The organism is Dyadobacter chenhuakuii (assembly GCF_023821985.2).
Lineage (GTDB): Bacteria > Bacteroidota > Bacteroidia > Cytophagales > Spirosomataceae > Dyadobacter > Dyadobacter chenhuakuii.
The window spans coordinates 378763-394547 of the sequence record NZ_CP098805.1 but is presented as its reverse complement, the minus strand read 5'-3'; the positions used below and the strand labels follow the sequence as shown (position 1 = coordinate 394547).

13 protein-coding genes are annotated in these 15785 nt (G+C 47.3%); 10 read left to right on the top strand and 3 right to left on the bottom strand.

All coding sequences use genetic code 11. The features are described 5' to 3' along the window. Positions 1–14 precede the first annotated feature (14 nt). The 5 genes from NFI80_RS01670 (at position 15) to NFI80_RS01650 (ending at position 5057) form a co-directional block, all read left to right on the top strand. Positions 15–461 (top strand): FixH family protein, encoded by a 447-nt coding sequence (locus NFI80_RS01670; RefSeq protein WP_235164491.1) that lies wholly within the window; start codon positions 15–17, stop codon positions 459–461. Positions 462–468: 7 nt separating this feature from the next. Further along, positions 469–1176, top strand: a complete 708-nt coding sequence (locus tag NFI80_RS01665) for a sulfite exporter TauE/SafE family protein (RefSeq protein WP_235164490.1) — start codon at positions 469–471, stop codon at positions 1174–1176. Between the two features lie 115 nt (positions 1177–1291). Further along, entirely contained in the window at positions 1292–2656 is a 1365-nt protein-coding gene (gene hemN, locus NFI80_RS01660; RefSeq protein WP_235164489.1) for an oxygen-independent coproporphyrinogen III oxidase, read from the top strand. A gap of 82 nt (positions 2657–2738) precedes the next feature. Further along, positions 2739–3971, top strand: a complete 1233-nt coding sequence (locus NFI80_RS01655) for a sensor histidine kinase (protein ID WP_235164488.1) — start codon at positions 2739–2741, stop codon at positions 3969–3971. A 21-nt stretch (positions 3972–3992) separates the two neighbouring features. After that, complete coding sequence (locus tag NFI80_RS01650) at positions 3993–5057, top strand: response regulator (RefSeq protein ID WP_256565287.1); 1065 nt, start codon at positions 3993–3995, stop codon at positions 5055–5057. Between the two features lie 1004 nt (positions 5058–6061). Here the strand turns inward: NFI80_RS01650 and NFI80_RS01645 are convergent. Beyond that, positions 6062–7858: a hypothetical protein gene (locus NFI80_RS01645; RefSeq protein WP_235164487.1), complete on the bottom strand. Its 1797-nt coding sequence runs from the start codon at positions 7856–7858 to the stop codon at positions 6062–6064. A gap of 153 nt (positions 7859–8011) precedes the next feature. On the opposite strand from NFI80_RS01645, the gene NFI80_RS01640 reads away from it, so the two are divergent. The 5 genes from NFI80_RS01640 (at position 8012) to NFI80_RS01620 (ending at position 13576) form a co-directional block, all read left to right on the top strand. Then, entirely contained in the window at positions 8012–9010 is a 999-nt protein-coding gene (locus NFI80_RS01640; protein WP_235164486.1) for a 2-hydroxyacid dehydrogenase, read from the top strand. A 60-nt stretch (positions 9011–9070) separates the two neighbouring features. Continuing rightward, positions 9071–9625 (top strand): hypothetical protein, encoded by a 555-nt coding sequence (locus tag NFI80_RS01635; protein WP_235164485.1) that lies wholly within the window; start codon positions 9071–9073, stop codon positions 9623–9625. Positions 9626–9641: 16 nt separating this feature from the next. Then, positions 9642–11807, top strand: coding sequence for a cation:proton antiporter (locus NFI80_RS01630; RefSeq protein WP_235164484.1), 2166 nt, complete (start codon positions 9642–9644; stop codon positions 11805–11807). 79 nt (positions 11808–11886) lie between these two features. After that, positions 11887–13146, top strand: a complete 1260-nt coding sequence (locus tag NFI80_RS01625; RefSeq protein ID WP_235164556.1) for an Hsp70 family protein — start codon at positions 11887–11889, stop codon at positions 13144–13146. 31 nt (positions 13147–13177) lie between these two features. After that, positions 13178–13576, top strand: a complete 399-nt coding sequence (locus tag NFI80_RS01620; RefSeq protein ID WP_235159866.1) for a hypothetical protein — start codon at positions 13178–13180, stop codon at positions 13574–13576. Here NFI80_RS01620 and NFI80_RS01615 read toward each other — a convergent pair. Beyond that, complete coding sequence (locus NFI80_RS01615) at positions 13573–14154, bottom strand: sugar O-acetyltransferase (RefSeq protein WP_235164483.1); 582 nt, start codon at positions 14152–14154, stop codon at positions 13573–13575. The two genes, NFI80_RS01620 and NFI80_RS01615, sit on opposite strands and share 4 nt — an antisense overlap. A gap of 22 nt (positions 14155–14176) precedes the next feature. Continuing rightward, positions 14177–15766 (bottom strand): carbon-nitrogen hydrolase family protein, encoded by a 1590-nt coding sequence (locus NFI80_RS01610; RefSeq protein ID WP_235164482.1) that lies wholly within the window; start codon positions 15764–15766, stop codon positions 14177–14179. Positions 15767–15785 lie beyond the last annotated feature (19 nt).

Here is a 15785-nt window from a genome sequence, read left to right as displayed (position 1 = left end):
TAAAAATAACGATCATGAAAATCAACTGGGGAGTCGGCATAACAGCGCTGTATCTGGGCTTTGTAGCCATGATATTGTTGCTGGTCAGTATGAGCATCGGCCAGAAAATCGATCTTGTAACCGAGCATTATTACGAAGAAGAAGTTGGTTTTCAGGATAAGATCGACAAAAAAGGACGGTCCGCTGCACTTACCGAGCCCGTGAAATGGGAAGTGACCGGCAAGCATATCAGCATTGTTTTTCCTGGTAATGTCCAGCAAGCCGATTTGACAGGTGAGATCAAGTTATACTGCCCGTCGAATGATAAAAATGACCGGAAATTCAAGATCGCTCCGCACGAGCACACGCAGATTATTCCTGTCGGCAACATTCCCGAAGGCACCTATCACCTGCAAATCGATTGGAAAAATAAAGAACAGACATACTGGACTGAGGATGTCATCGTAATCAATCACCAATAACAAAACATTGAACAATGCCCTCCCTTATCTTGCCCTGACGATGGGACTGCTCAGCAGTTTCCATTGCATGGGCATGTGCGGGCCTATTGCGCTGGCGCTTCCCGTGCAAAAAGGCAGCGCCTGGCAGCGAACTTCGGGTTTGTTTGTCTATAATTTCGGCAGGGCTAGCTCCTATGCCATGCTGGGGGCCGCCACCGGCATTTTTGGCAGTGCGCTGGCATTGATGGGCTATCTCAAATACGTTTCTGTGCTGGCCGGGCTATTTATGCTGGCTTATGTGCTTTGGCCAAAAGCATTTGCAGGATTGCTGATCGCACCGGGATTTTTGCGCAAGCCTGTTAATCTCATTAAAAAACGAATGGCCGCATTGCTGCACAGCCGCAAGCTGCACGGGTGGTTTTTGCTCGGCTCGCTGAACGGGCTGCTTCCTTGCGGGCTCGTATATCTGGCATTAATGAGCTCATTAGCAACAGGAAGCAGCGGCGCGGCGAGCATTTTTATGTTTGTTTTCGGTATGGGAACATGGCCGGCGATGATGGCGGTCGGATTCTTTAAAAATTGGGTAACGCCCGCCGTCCGGAACAAATTTCGTCAGGTAACACCCGCTTTTATAGCCATTGCCGGAATATGGCTGCTTTATCGCAGCACCTTATTCGAATATCCCCACGCAGCCCAGCCTACGGCCAACCCCATCACGGAATGTCACGGCAAATAATGATGCACGGCCCCGGATCAGACAAAGGTTAGTTTTAATCCTGATTAAAGTCATGTTTTTCGGCACGCCAGAAGCCTAGTTTTGATTCATAGTAACCAATCAAAATACGATTACCATGGATAAGGACCTGCTGTTCAAATACAATACACCCGGACCACGTTACACGAGCTATCCAACCGTTCCATACTGGCAGAAAACGCCTCCTACCCAGCAAAAATGGAAGGAACTGGTCATGAATGCTTTTGAAGTTTCTAACCAGAAAGAAGGCATAAGCCTTTACGTTCACCTGCCGTTCTGCGAAAGTTTGTGCACTTACTGCGGCTGCAATACACGCATTACCGTCAATCATCTCGTTGAACTGAAATACATTCGGGCTGTGCTCAAAGAGTGGCAGATGTACGTATCTGGTTTCGGCGAAACCAAACCTGTAATCCGGGAAATTCACCTGGGCGGCGGAACCCCAACATTTTTTAGTCCCGAAAACCTGAAAATGCTCATTGTGGGTTTGTTAAAAGACTCCATTGTTCATCCTCAGGCGCAATTCGGATTTGAAGCGCACCCCGGTAATACGACCGACGAGCACCTGCAAACACTTTTTGAAGTGGGTTTCCGGCGGATCAGCATTGGCGTTCAGGATTTTAACCCGATCGTGCTGGCCATTATCAACCGCGTGCAGACTTATGAGCAGGTAAAGCACCTGACGTTAAAGGCCAGGGAAATCGGTTACACATCCGTGAATTATGACATTGTGTATGGGTTACCATTCCAAAAAGCATGTTACATGATGGAAACCATGCAGCGCGTGATCCAGCTCAAACCAGACCGCATTGCCTTTTACAGCTACGCACACGTCCCCTGGATTAAACCCGGACAAAGAAATTTTACAGAAAAAGACCTGCCTGATGCCGATAAAAAAATGGCCATCTATGAAACGGGCAGAGGTGCGCTGGAGCTGGCTGGCTACCAGGACATTGGCATGGACCATTTTGCTTTGCCGGGCGATACGCTTTACAAAGCACAGCAGGAACAGCGCCTGCACCGCAACTTCATGGGCTACACCGACACCCATACCCAACTGCTGATCGGACTGGGCGCTTCTGCGATCAGCGACAGCTGGACGGGTTATGTACAGAACGAAAAAAAGGTTGAAGATTATTACCAGCGCATCGCGGCAGACATGCTCCCCATAGCCCGCGGTCACGAGCTGACACGCGAAGATCTGATCCTGCGCCGGCATATTTTGAGGTTAATGACACAGTTTGAAACCTCATGGTCCAAAACCAATGAATATTGTGAAGAAGTGTTCCAATCGATTGAGCGCCTGGACGAAATGGAATTTGATGAACTTGTTGAATTACAACCCTTCAGCCTCCATGTCACCGAGAAAGGAAGGCCGTTCATCCGTAACATCTGCATGGCTTTCGATGCGCGTTTATGGGAATCCCAACCCGAGGCGCAGCTATTCAGCCAAACCGTCTGATCCAGTTAAAATCTTGTCCCTTTCACCATTGTAGTGTACCTTTCTGATGTTTGATAGTGATATATTAATTCATACGAAAGTGATGACACGGCATATTGAAATGCTAGATGCCCTCTTTAAGCATGCCACAGAGGGGATTGTAGTAGTGGACAAATCAGGAGCAATTGTAATGCTAAACCCCAAAGCCAAAGAACTTTTCGGCTATACGGACCCTGATCTGATCGGTAAGAAGATAGAAGCACTGATCCCGCAGCGATATGCCGGCAACCATGTGCATTACCGAGACCATTACCTGGAAGCGCCGCGCGCGCGCGGGATGGGACATTTGATGGACTTGTTTGCCAGAAGATCCGACGGCAGCGAGTTTCCCGTGGAAGTGAGCCTCAGCCCCTTTAAAACAAGTGACGGAGAGTTTGTTGTGAGTTTTGTAATTGATATAACAGAGCGAAAAAAGCAGGAAAACCGCATCAGGGAGGCCAATCTTGAAATACAAAAACTGAATGCAGAGCTGGAAAAAAGGGTGGAACAACGCACAAGAGAACTGGCAGAAGCCGTGAAAAAAGTGGAGGAATCGCAAGAAGAGGTGATACGGGCCCTGAAAAAAGAAAAGGAGCTCAATAATATGAAAAGCCAGTTCGTCACCATTGCATCTCACGAATTCCGGACGCCGCTGGCCACCATTCTGTCATCCGCCTCGCTCATAGGCCGCTACGGCACTACCGAAGAGGAAGAAAAGCGTCAGAAGCACGTAAAACGGATCAAATCGGCTGTAACCAACCTGACCGAGATCCTGAACGATTTTCTGTCCATTGGCAAGCTGGAAGAAGGCCGCGTACACAGCATTCCCGTTCAGGTAGACCTGGATGCTTATTGTAGAAACCTGATCGACGAGATCCACGGCCTTTGCAAGGAAAAACAGCAGATCCGGTTTGAATATATTGGCAATACGGAGGTTTGGCTCGACAAGCAGTTGCTGCGCAACATCCTTTTCAACCTGCTTTCAAATGGCATCAAATATTCCGATCCCGGTAAAATTATATTACTAAAAATTAATGCAAACGACGTTCAGGTGGATATTGAAGTACACGATGAAGGAATTGGCATTCCTGTAAAGGACCAGCCCAACATTTTCGACCGGTTTTTCCGAGCGCATAATGCAGGCGCAACGCAGGGAACCGGCCTGGGCCTGAACATTGTCAATAATTATGTGAGTTTGATGGGCGGCCAGGTTACTTTTTCAAGTGAAGCCGGAAAAGGGACAACATTCTTTGTAAAACTGCCCAATGTAGTGCCTGCACAGGCCAAAATTGATTAAGCACCAACCCAACACCTGACTGTGGAACCTAAAAAAATACTGCTGATAGAGGACAACCCCGAGATGCGGGAAAATACGGCTGAAATCCTGGAACTGGCCAGCTATAAAGTGATGACCGCCTCGCATGGCAAGGAAGGCGTGCGCCTCACAAACGAATTCAATCCCGACCTGATCATTTGTGACATTATGATGCCCGAGCTGGATGGTTACGGCGTCCTGCATTTGTTGAGCAAGGACGAGCACACGGCCAACATTCCATTCATTTTCCTGACTGCAAAAGCAGAGAAGGAGGATTACCGCAAAGGCATGACCATGGGCGCCGACGATTACCTGACAAAGCCCTATGACGACGTGGAGCTGCTCAACATTGTGGAAATGCGGCTTAAAAAAAGCGAAAGGTTAAAAAGGCAATTCGAGCGCTCGGCAAAGGGCTTGGACCAGTTTATTGAAGAAGCCAAATCTTTTGATCTGATCGCCAAGCTGGCAGAAGACAAGAAAGTAAAAACATTGCGTAAAAAAGAAACCATTTACACCGAAGGGAGCTTTCCTTCCAATGTATTTTTCTTACAAAAAGGAAAAGTAAAAGCGTATAAATCAAACGGAAGCGGAAAGGAATACATTACAGAACTGTATAAGGAAGGCGATTTTTTCGGCTACATCGACCTCTTACAAGGCGAGCCTTACCAGGAAAGCGCGATTGCACTGGAAGAAGCGGAGGTTTCGATGATCCCGAAAGATGATTTTTTCAATCTGTTGCAGGGAAACCGCGAAGTGTCCTCCAAATTCATCCGTATGCTTTCCAACGAAATCAAGGACCGTGAGGAGCGCCTGCTGCATTTAGCGTACAACTCTGTCAGAAAAAGAGTAGCGCAGGCACTGGTGACATTGGTACAGCGCTACCAGGAGGATAAAGCCAAGCCATTTTCCATGTCCATCACGCGTGAGGACATCGCATCCATGGTTGGCACGGCAACCGAAACCGTGATCCGCACGCTTTCGGATTTCAAAGAGGAACGCCTGATCGACATGAAAGGAAGCCTGATCACCGTTTTCGAATATGAAAAGCTAGTCCGAATGCGAAACTAAACCTTTGCTAAAATTAAGGTGACGATGACAATCCCGGAGGGATGAAATATTGGTAGCAAAGAAATCGTCGCAAGCAACAGCAAATCCCAGAGGGATGCAATATTGGTAGCAAGACATCATCCAAGTAACAGCAAATCCCAGAGGGATACAATATTGGTAGCAAAGACATCGTCGCAAGTAACAGCAAATCCCAGAGGGATACAATATTGGTAGTAAGACATCATCGCAAGTAACAGCAAATCCCAGAGGGATACAATATTGGTAGCAAGACATCGTCGCAAGCAACAGTAAATCCCAGAGGGATACAATATTGATAGAAAGGCATCGTCGCAAGCAACAGCAAATCCCAGAGGGATACAATATTCGTAGCAAAGACATCATCCAAAAAACAGCAAATCCCAGAGGGATACAATATTCGTAGCAAAGACATCATCCAAAAAACAGCAAATCCCAGAGGGATACAATATTGGTAGCAAAGACATCATCCAAGACATAGTTGAAATCCCGGAGGGATGTAACAGCATGCATGTTGTTACATCCCTCCGGGATTTCTTATTCACTGCCGGGCGTTTTTCTACCAATATTGCATCCCTCCCGGATTTCTTGTTCGCTGCCGGGCGTTTTCTACCAATATTGCATCCCTCCGGGATTTCTTATTTGGTGCCGGTCGTTTTCCTACCAATGTTACATCCCTCCGGGATTCTTATTCGGTGCCGGGCGTTTTTCTACCAATATTGCATCCCTCTGGGATTCCTTATTCGGTGCTGGTCCTTTTCTACCAATATTATATCCCTCCGGGATTTCTTGTTCGCTGACCGTCCTTTTCTACCAATATTGCATCCCTCCGGGATTTCTTATTCGGTGCCGGTCCTTTTCTACCAATATTACATCCCTCCGGGATTTCTTATTCGCTGCCGGTCGCTTTTCTAGCAATATTACAACCCTCCGGGATTCTTATTCGCTGACCATCGCTTCGCTACCAATATTACATCCCTCCGGGATTATTATGCATAAATGTGGGCTTGTTTCACTTCGCGCAATTTTTGCTCGAATGCTTGTAATTGCTGTAACATTATTTCCCTATACGACTCCGTTTCATGGGTGAGTCGTGGGACTAATGTTTTGTAATAGTCAATCCCTTGCAGCAACTGGGCTCTGAACTTTTCGAGATATTTTTGCTTTTTGGTGTCCATCCGCGATATGCTCAATGCCATATCCTTTTGATAATGTGCTACATATAAGGCGATCTCGTTGATAAACATGTTTGGGCGGGGTACGTCGGCCAGGAGATCAGCCCTTCCATAGATGTGATCGACCATTTCTTGGAGTTTGTAAACTTTTGAAAACCAGGCAAGATTGGGTCCCGGACAAATAGAGACGGCGTGATTTTCTCTTGGTGTCAGCAGCTTGTGTTTGATCAATGTGGAAGTGCTCAGGCCTTCGCAGAGGCAGAGTTTTTCTGTAACAGCATTGATTTGTTCCTCGCGTTCAGTCGCGGTTAAACCCAGGGATTGAATCTGTTTTATTTTCAAATTCTGATATTGGCGGGAAGCTGTACAGATCGGTTCTGCGGTGAATTCTGTATTGGAGACCAGATATTTTTTCTTGCATGGACTTCCCGGTCTTCCTTTTGCGATCCTTTCCAAACGTTGCTTTTCGGCGCTGCTCCTTTTGAAATTATTGAATAAAACGCCCAGCGGGGATGAATTGGAAACATAGTAATCACTTTCGTCGGCATGGGTCAGTTCTTGCAGCGTCTGCTCGTCTACATTGGTAACCTCGGGCACGAGCAGGAACGGGCTTCCCCACCCTGTTGCATCCACTTGATAATGTTTCAATAAAAATTCATCTTCCTGCGCAGTGCCTATGCCGCCCTGAACCGTGATGCGCAATGCAGGGATTGTAGTAATGTCCATGTTTTTTGTCATCAGCGCAGCCTGGTACAAAGCAAACAGCTCTGAAAGCATCTCATCCTTTTTTGTTTTAAACTCTTCCAAAATTGGCCCTAGCAAAAATCCATCCGTTGCAAAAGCGTGGCCTCCGCAGTTAAGGCCCGATTCGATCCTGAACTCGGAAACCCAGATCCCTTTTTTTGCCAGATATTTAGCCTGAATAAATGCGGACCGGAAGTCGCTTACTTTTAAAATGATGTGCTTTTTAAAATGTCCGTTCTCCTCAGGGTAGAAATCGGCGAAGCTTTCCAGATAATTATAAAGCCGCGGATTCATACCAGCCGAAAGTACCAGCGAGGAGGATAATGTGCTTTGGGCAAATCCGCGCAATGCCGCCGAAGCGTCTGAAAACTCGTCTGCCAGGTTTTCTCCAAAAACATCCTTGTTAAGCTTATCCACCTTCGACATAATGTTTACGTCGATAGCGCCCTTGGTAAGCTGCGATTTCAATGTTGCCTGCAAAAGCTGCTTTTCCTGCGCGAAAGGTGTCTGGCACATTTCCACATATTGTTTTTTAAGCGCTGAATGCTCGGGTAGAAGCTGGAAATATTTGTTTAGTGCGGCCCCATCTTCAAAGGACTGCATTTTAAGGTCTTCAAAGTTTTTGTCAACGATGCGATGGACCAGGTTCAGATAAGCCGTAATGCGACGGGCCCGGAAATCGTCCTCAGCGGGATGGATCGGAACAAAAACCTCGCCGCTGGCTATGGTATGGTGCTTTCTCATTCGCTCGATCATCACATCATCGACAATGGACATCACCGACGAAATGCCGAAATGGGCGACTTTTATTGGGGTATCAACAGAATATCCGAGGCCTAAGACCGGAATATGAAATGTATGGTGCATGGTTTGCGCAGTTGGATAATAATTGGCCAAAACTAGGCGAGCATTCCCGAAGAAAAGTTGATGCGGATTGCCGCCTTAAATGATAAATGTCATTGGAAAGCTGTTCCTTGCGGGGGAGCTTGCAGAATTTCCCTTTTACCAATCACCGCATTTATGAAAATCTTATTCTTTTCCGCAAAACCTTACGACCGCACCTTTTTCGATCTGCACAATGAACGTTACGGATTTGAGCTGGAATATCTGGAAACCCATCTTGGCCCTCACATTGTAGAAGCAGTTCAAGGGCAAACCGCCGTTTGTGTTTTTGTAAACGATAAGGTGAATGCAGATGTCATAGCGGTCCTGGCAGCGAAAGGCGTTAAGATCATCGCACTCCGCTGTGCGGGCTTTAATAATGTTGACCTGGAAGCAGCCCGCCAGCAGGGCATAAGGGTTTGCCGCGTGCCCGAATATTCACCCCAGGCCGTTGCCGAACATACAGTTGCGATGCTGCTGACGCTTAACCGGAAAACGCATAAGGCCTATAACCGGGTAAGGGAGCAGAATTTTTCCTTGAATGGTCTGATGGGTTTTAATGTATATGGCAAGACAGTCGGCGTAATCGGAACCGGGAAAATAGGGGCTGCATTTTGCAAAATCATGAAAGGTTTCGGATGCCGGGTAATCGCTTATGACATTGCGATGAATGCCGATTTGCAGGCGCTGGGCATTGAGTATCAGGATCTGGAAACTGTACTCAGCAATTCGGACATCATTTCACTACATTGCCCGCTCAACGAGCATACGCATCACCTGATTAACGCCCGGACATTGCAGCAAATGAAGCAAGGTGTTATGCTGATCAACACCAGCCGCGGCGGATTGATTAATACGCCGGATGTGATTCATGCATTGAAAAACAAACACGTTGCGCACTTCGGCATTGACGTTTACGAGCAGGAGGAAAAGCTGTTTTTCAAAGATCTTTCGGAGAGTATAATTGAGGATGACACTATTCAGCGCCTGATGAGCTTTCCCAATGTTTTGGTAACTGCGCACCAGGGCTTTTTTACGGATGAAGCCCTTTCGGAAATTGCCCAAGTCACGCTAACCAGCATTGATGCGCTTGGCAAAGGCACGGAGCCTGTCAATAAATCGGTGATTTTGGTTTAAACAGTTTGAAATCCTGACTTTAATTACCCACCTTACAGGCTCTAAAATAGGACGTGCATGATGAGATGGACATTAGTTTTTCTGTTTTTCGCTGCTGCATTGCAGGGCTGCGGATATAAAGAAAAGGAAGCGCAGCTGACCAAAAGGGAACAGCAGGTCGCAGAAAAGGAGCAGACATTAATGCAATGGGAACAGCGACTGACGCTGCTCGAAAAGGAGTTGCAGGAAAAAAAGAAAAAGCAACTGGAAGATTCGACCGCCGTCACGGACTCGTTACAGGCGCAACCCGTTACGGGCAAATGGATCGTCAAAATGCGCTGTACGGAAACGAATTGCAGCGGATCGGCCATTGGGGATTCGAAAACAGAAACCTGGGAAATCGCCTATCAGAACAAGGGGATCGTTGTAAATACTTTCACGGGAAACGAACTGTCCAGGATTTACAACGGTTCTTTCATGCAAACCCGGCTTGAAGCGACCAATGGTCAGCCCGGCTCCGAGTCGGTGATGCGAATTATGCTGGAACTTAAAGAAGGCAAAATGGAAGGGACGCGGGAAGTGGAGCGCACCGATTGCAAAATCCGCTACACCCTGACTGCCGAACGGCAGAAATAACCCTAAACTTGTGCGTATGAATTCGTTGCTTTTACTGGATCTCTCCTTACCCCTCAAAAACCCCGTTATTATTTTTTCGGTGGTGCTCTTTATTATCCTTTTTGCACCTATCCTTTTTAACCGCATCAAAGTCCCTCACATTATCGGGCTGATTATTTCAGGAATGATCGTAGGGCCGTATGGATTGAACCTGCTCAGCCGGGACAGCAGCATTGTGCTTTTTGGAACGGTTGGCCTGCTTTACATTATGTTCCTGGCCGGCCTGGAAATTGATCTGGCCGAATTCAAAAAGAACCGTAACAAGATCATTGTATTTGGATTAACTACATTTTTATTGCCGCTGATCAGCGGTACGCTGGCCAGTTATTATATCCTGGGTTACGGGTTATTGTCCTCGCTGCTGCTGGCCAGCATGTTTTCCACGCACACATTGGTTTCCTACCCCATTGCCAGCAAATACGGCGTAGCCCGAAACCGGGCCATTAATATGACGGTGGGCGGGACAATGATCACCGACATTCTCGCGCTCCTTATCCTGGCGGGGGTTGCAGGCTCGTCCAAGGGCGATGTTTCACCGGCATTCTGGTTTCGGCTAGGCTTTTCTTTTGTTGTTTTTGTGGCGGTGGTGCTGTTTGTTTTCCCAATAATCTGCCGCTGGTTTTTCAAGCGTTTCGACGATAGCATTTCGCAGTACATATTCGTGCTGGCAATGGTGTTTCTGGCCTCTTTCTTAGCTGAGATCGCAGGTGTGGAGGCCATTATCGGGGCATTCTTTTCAGGTTTGGTCTTAAATAAATTTGTCCCGCATTCCTCGCCGCTGATGAACCGCATCGACTTTGTGGGTAATGCGCTGTTCATTCCCTTTTTTCTGATCAGCGTGGGTATGCTTGTCAATATCGGCGTATTAACACACGGCTGGGGTGCATTAAGAGTTGCGGGGGTTATCCTGTTAATTGCATTGTCGAGTAAATATCTGGCAGCGTGGATCACACAGAAAGTGTTCCGGCTGTCTGCGGATGAAGGGCTGATGATCTTTGGCCTGAGTGCTTCGCATGCGGCTGCTACGCTTGCAATTATTTTAGTAGGTTATAACATTATCATCGGGGAAACAGCGCTGGGCGAACCCATCAGGCTTTTGGACGAAGATGTGCTGAACGGCACCATTGTGCTTATTCTGGTTAGCTGCGCGGTCAGTTCATTTGTAGTAGAAAGAGCTTCCAAAAGGCTTGCGCTCACGCAGGATGAAGAAAGCCCCGGAGAAGCCGACGCTGCAAGCAACGAAAAAATCCTGGTTTCGCTTTCCTATCCCGATATGATCGCCGACCTGGTTGATTTCGGGATTATGCTGAAAGCAAAACGCGTTTCGATCCCGCTCTATGGCTTGCACATTGTTACGGATGAAGATCAGAAAAACGATTCGGCTTCTCACGGCAAGAGAATTCTCAATAAAGCAGTTCAGCATGCCAGCTCTTCGGAAAACATGCTCGTTCCGCTGACCCGCTATGATGCCAACATCAGCAATGGCATCACCTACTCCATTAAGGAACAGAACATTACGGATGTGGTCATTGGCTTACATCAGAATACGGATCACAAAACGTTCCTTGGGCCCAAGGTCGAAAACATCGTCAAACGGGTTTTCGAAACGATCTATATTTACAAGCCGGCCCAGCCATTTAATACACTCACGCGGATTGTGGTTGCTGTGCCGCCTGCGGGCAGTAATGAGCCTGGATTTTTACATTGGCTTGGTAAGCTGCTTACGCTGGCAAAGATCAATGCGATGCCGATACATTTCTATGCCTCAGGACAAACTATTAAGGCAATTAAAAGCGTTCTGGCCCGTAAAACGACGACCGTCGAAGTGGAATTCAGCCTATTCAGCGCCTGGGACGACTTTCTGATTTTTTCGCGCGAGCTGAAAATAGACGACTTCTTTGTAATCGTTTCGGCAAGGAAAGGGTCAGCGTCCTATCTTTCACAATTGGAAAAACTCCCCGGTTACTTCTCCAATTATTTTCAGGAGCAAAGCCTGCTGCTGATTTATCCAAAACAACTCGAATCGGGCATTAACATGAACGACATCGAGCAAGCCGACGGCGCATTGATCGGCACATTATCCGACAAGCTGGGATCACTTACCAAGGCTGCCAGATATCTTCGTAAGATGCTCGGCGACTAATCAAAGCCTGCATAAAGCTGAGTTTTCGTTTGGATTGCCGGGTAAATAATGGGAAATTGCGCGCCCAATTTTTCAAATGATGACTACTTCTGTTTTTTGCGGTATTGATTTCGGCACTTCCAATTCCAGCCTGGCAGTGGCAAATCAAAACGATGTTTTTCTGGTTCCGGTTGAAAATGATAACCAGACCATTCCCAGCGCCATGTTTTTTGCCAGAAAAGACAATCACGCGTACTTCGGCCGGGAAGCAAGCGAGCGATTCCTAACCCGCCAGCCGGGCAGGTTAATGCGCAGCCTCAAACGCGTTCTGGGCAGTTCAGCCATGCGCCAGGGCACGATGGTCAACGGCGAACTGATGAAATTTGATCAGATTATTGCTGCGTTCCTCGACCAGATGAAGCGCAAAGCCGAGGCCGATTGCGGAACAGAACTGCGGCATGTGGTGATGGGCCGGCCGGTTCATTTCGTCGATAATGATGCTGCTGCCGATCAGCGGGCAGAGAATGAGCTGAAACAGATCGCTAAAAACCTGGGTTTTGAGCATGTAGGGTTCCAGTTTGAGCCCATCGCGGCTGCATTTGCCCATGAAGCCAGGGTTAGCGGAGAAAAACTGGCTATGGTGGTGGATCTGGGCGGTGGAACTTCGGATTTTACCATTATCAGGCTTTCCCGGGAAAATGCCACCAAGCATGACAGAAACGAGGACATTCTGGCCAACACAGGCGTCCGGCTTGGCGGAAATGATTTTGACCGCGACCTGAGCCTGGCCGAAATGATGCCCGAGCTGGGTTTCCGCTCCAAGTATGGCACCAAGAATCTTGAAGTGCCTTCCTATCATTACTTTGACCTGTCTGAATGGAGCAAAGTGAATTTTTTATATACCAACAGAATTTTATTTCAGGCTAAACAGCTGCTGCGCGAGACACACGATCCGGTGCGTTATGGAAGGCTCATCAATGTGCTCGAACAAGAAACGGGACACGCCGTACTGGCTGAAACGGAAAAGATTAAGATCGGCCTGGCCAGCAGTGAAAGCTTTGCTGCTACGCTGGGTTTTATTGATCAGGACTTGCGCATTGACGTTGCCAGAAAGGATTTTGACGCTGCTATCATGACAAAAACGGAGCGCATTGTGCAGTCGGCCAGGGAATGCCTGCAAGCTGCCGGGGTTACGCCGGAAAGTATCGGGCTTGTTATTATGACGGGCGGCTCAACCGAAATCCCGCTGATCCAGCAACATTTCAGGCAGCTTTTTCCGGCAGCGGAATGGTCCGAAGAAAACAAGCTTTCCAGTGTAGGACTTGGCCTTGCCTACGACGCGCGCAACCGTTTCTCGTAATTTGCAGGCTTTTATTATTTAATAACCGATCATGATTCAAAACAAAAAATACATTTTTCTCATATTAATCATTGCTGTGATCGGTTACATTATCTACGATTCGACCTCACAGCCGACTGTGGATGATCTCAAAGGGAATTTTAAGGAAGTGGCCACATTCCGGAATGAAAACAACCAGGGCCCTATTATCAGGATTTATGCTGCATCGGTAGAAGAGCCGGTTTTTGATGAAATGCAAAAATATGGCGATATGATGCCTTACACGAAATATGGCACCACTACGGTCTACTTTTTTGATGCATCCAAACCATTTCCGAAAACTCTTGCCGCAACTAACCCTGGTTTTGATCCTCAGTATAATGACAACTGTTATGCGGTTTATACAAAGGATCAAAACGGGGCAGTATCATTCAGGAAGTCGCCATTCTAATCTGTGTCCCGGGAGTCGTTTACAGCAAGCGACCGTATAACGCGGCAGGGATTGCCGGCCGCAAATACGTCGGCGGGAATGTCCTTGGTCACCACGCTGCCAGCACCGATAATGGTCCGGTCGCCAATCGTTACACCAGGATTGATAACAGCGCTGCCCCCGATCCATACATCCTCTCCAATCGTAATAGGCTTGGCCGATTCGACCCCGGATGCCCTGGTAACATGATCAATGGGATGCGTCGCGGTGTAAACCTGAACATTAGGCCCAAACAGCGTACGGCTTCCAATGCGCACGTAAGTAACGTCAAGCACGACACAATTGAAGTTGAAGAAAACACTGTCGCCAACGATAATGTTGCTTCCATAGTCGCAATAAAACGGTGGTTGCAGCCACAGGTTAGCGCCAGCGTTAGGAATTAATTGCTTTAAAATAGCAGCCCTTTTCTCCGGCTCATCTTCCCGACCGGCATTTAATTCCAGCAGCAACAAGCGTGTCTGGGTGCGCTCCTGGGTCAGTTCCGGGTCCAAAGCGACGTAGAGCTCGCCATCGAGCATTTTCTGTTTCTCAGTTTTCATGCGGCAATTAATTACAATAGCGTTAAATGTGTTCTGTGGGATTTGGTGCAGCCAGACTATTTTTCTGGCTTTCATGGTTCCGAACGAGCGTATAAATATCTGATCTTCTGTCCTTCAAATTCCGCACACTTCCGAATTGATTTAATTCCCTCAACATATCGATATCGACATCGGCGATCAGGATCATTTCGGTATTGGGCGTTGCTTCGGCTTTGATGCCATTGGTAGGAAAAGAAAAATCGCAGGGCGTAAAGACCATGGATTGGGCATATTGAATGTCCATGTTATGGACCTTGGGCAAGTTGCCTACGCTGCCTGCAATAGCGACATAGCACTCATTTTCGATGGCCCTGGCCTGCGCACAGTTTCTCACCCTGGAATATCCGTTTTGGGTATCGGTCAGGAATGGTACAAACAAAATGTTCATTCCTTCATCAGCCAGGATGCGGCTCAATTCCGGAAATTCGACGTCATAGCAAATCAGGATCCCGATCTTTCCACAGTCGGTATTGAATGTTTTGATAGTGTTTCCACCTTGCATTCCCCATACCTTGGCTTCATCCGGGGTGACATGCAACTTTTCGAAGCGCTCGATGCCACCATCCCTTTTGCATAAATAACCCACATTATAAAGGCTGTTGTCAACGACTTCCGGCATGCTTCCGGTTATGATGTTGATGTTATAGGAAATGGCCAGCTCAGAGAACCGGGAAACGATTTTCTCGGTGTATTCGGCCAGCTTCCTGATTGCGTCCGGTTCTGAAAGGTGATTGTAATCAGACATTAAAGGCGCATTGAAGAACTCAGGGAACAGCGCAAAATCACATCGGTAACCTGATACTGCATCCACGAAATATTCAACCTGCTGCATCAGCTCATCAAAGTCGCTATACAAGCGCATTTGCCATTGTATTAATCCTAACCGGATAATCGACTTTGTAAATGCAGCCTGGTCGGAGCTTTTTTCATAATAGACATTATCCCATTCGAGCAGCACGGCATACTCATTAGAATCCTTGTCGCCTTCCAGATATCCTTGTAATATCCTGGCCGGGTGAAAGTCGTTGGACAGCTGGAAATTCAAAACAGGATCGTGAATGTCCTTGTTTCTCACCTTTTCAATGTATTCCTTGGGAGAGACTGTGTCGGAATATTGGTGGTAGTTCGGGATCCGGCCGCCGAATACGATCCCTTTCAGGTTTAGTTTCTCGCAAAGTTCTTTTCTGTAATCATACAAGCGCCTTCCCAGCCGCAGTCCACGATACTTAGGGCGGATGAACACATCGATCCCGTACAAAACATCGCCTTTATTGGTATGCGTCTTGAAACTATAATTTCCTGTTATTTCCCTATACGTATGTTTAGAGTCAACTTTATCATAGTCTACAATGATCGATAATGCACATCCGGCCAGCTCGTTATCTACTCTGATGCCTACCTGGCCTTCGTGGAAAATGGTGATCAACGTTTTAATGTGATGTTCTTTCCAGTATGCGTTAGGCATACTGGAATAGGTTTCTATCATCATTTCTTTGATCTCCTCGTAATCTTCCGGTTTTAGAAAAACCAATTCAATATTCTCAATCGACTTAAAGTCCTTATTCGTTTCCATTCGTTTTTTATTGCGGTTC

Excerpts from the sequence above, each read along its gene's own strand:
- NFI80_RS01625 (WP_235164556.1), top strand. The coding sequence starts at position 11,887 with ATGACTACTTCTGTTTTTTGCGGTATTGATTTCGGCACTTCCAATTCC.
- hemN (WP_235164489.1), top strand. The coding sequence starts at position 1,292 with ATGGATAAGGACCTGCTGTTCAAATACAATACACCCGGACCACGTTAC.
- NFI80_RS01610 (WP_235164482.1), bottom strand. The coding sequence starts at position 15,766 with ATGGAAACGAATAAGGACTTTAAGTCGATTGAGAATATTGAATTGGTT.
- NFI80_RS01615 (WP_235164483.1), bottom strand. The coding sequence starts at position 14,154 with ATGAAAACTGAGAAACAGAAAATGCTCGATGGCGAGCTCTACGTCGCT.
- NFI80_RS01655 (WP_235164488.1), top strand. The coding sequence starts at position 2,739 with ATGACACGGCATATTGAAATGCTAGATGCCCTCTTTAAGCATGCCACA.
- NFI80_RS01670 (WP_235164491.1), top strand. The coding sequence starts at position 15 with ATGAAAATCAACTGGGGAGTCGGCATAACAGCGCTGTATCTGGGCTTT.
- NFI80_RS01630 (WP_235164484.1), top strand. The coding sequence starts at position 9,642 with ATGAATTCGTTGCTTTTACTGGATCTCTCCTTACCCCTCAAAAACCCC.
- NFI80_RS01640 (WP_235164486.1), top strand. The coding sequence starts at position 8,012 with ATGAAAATCTTATTCTTTTCCGCAAAACCTTACGACCGCACCTTTTTC.
- NFI80_RS01620 (WP_235159866.1), top strand. The coding sequence starts at position 13,178 with ATGATTCAAAACAAAAAATACATTTTTCTCATATTAATCATTGCTGTG.
- NFI80_RS01635 (WP_235164485.1), top strand. The coding sequence starts at position 9,071 with ATGAGATGGACATTAGTTTTTCTGTTTTTCGCTGCTGCATTGCAGGGC.
- NFI80_RS01645 (WP_235164487.1), bottom strand. The coding sequence starts at position 7,858 with ATGCACCATACATTTCATATTCCGGTCTTAGGCCTCGGATATTCTGTT.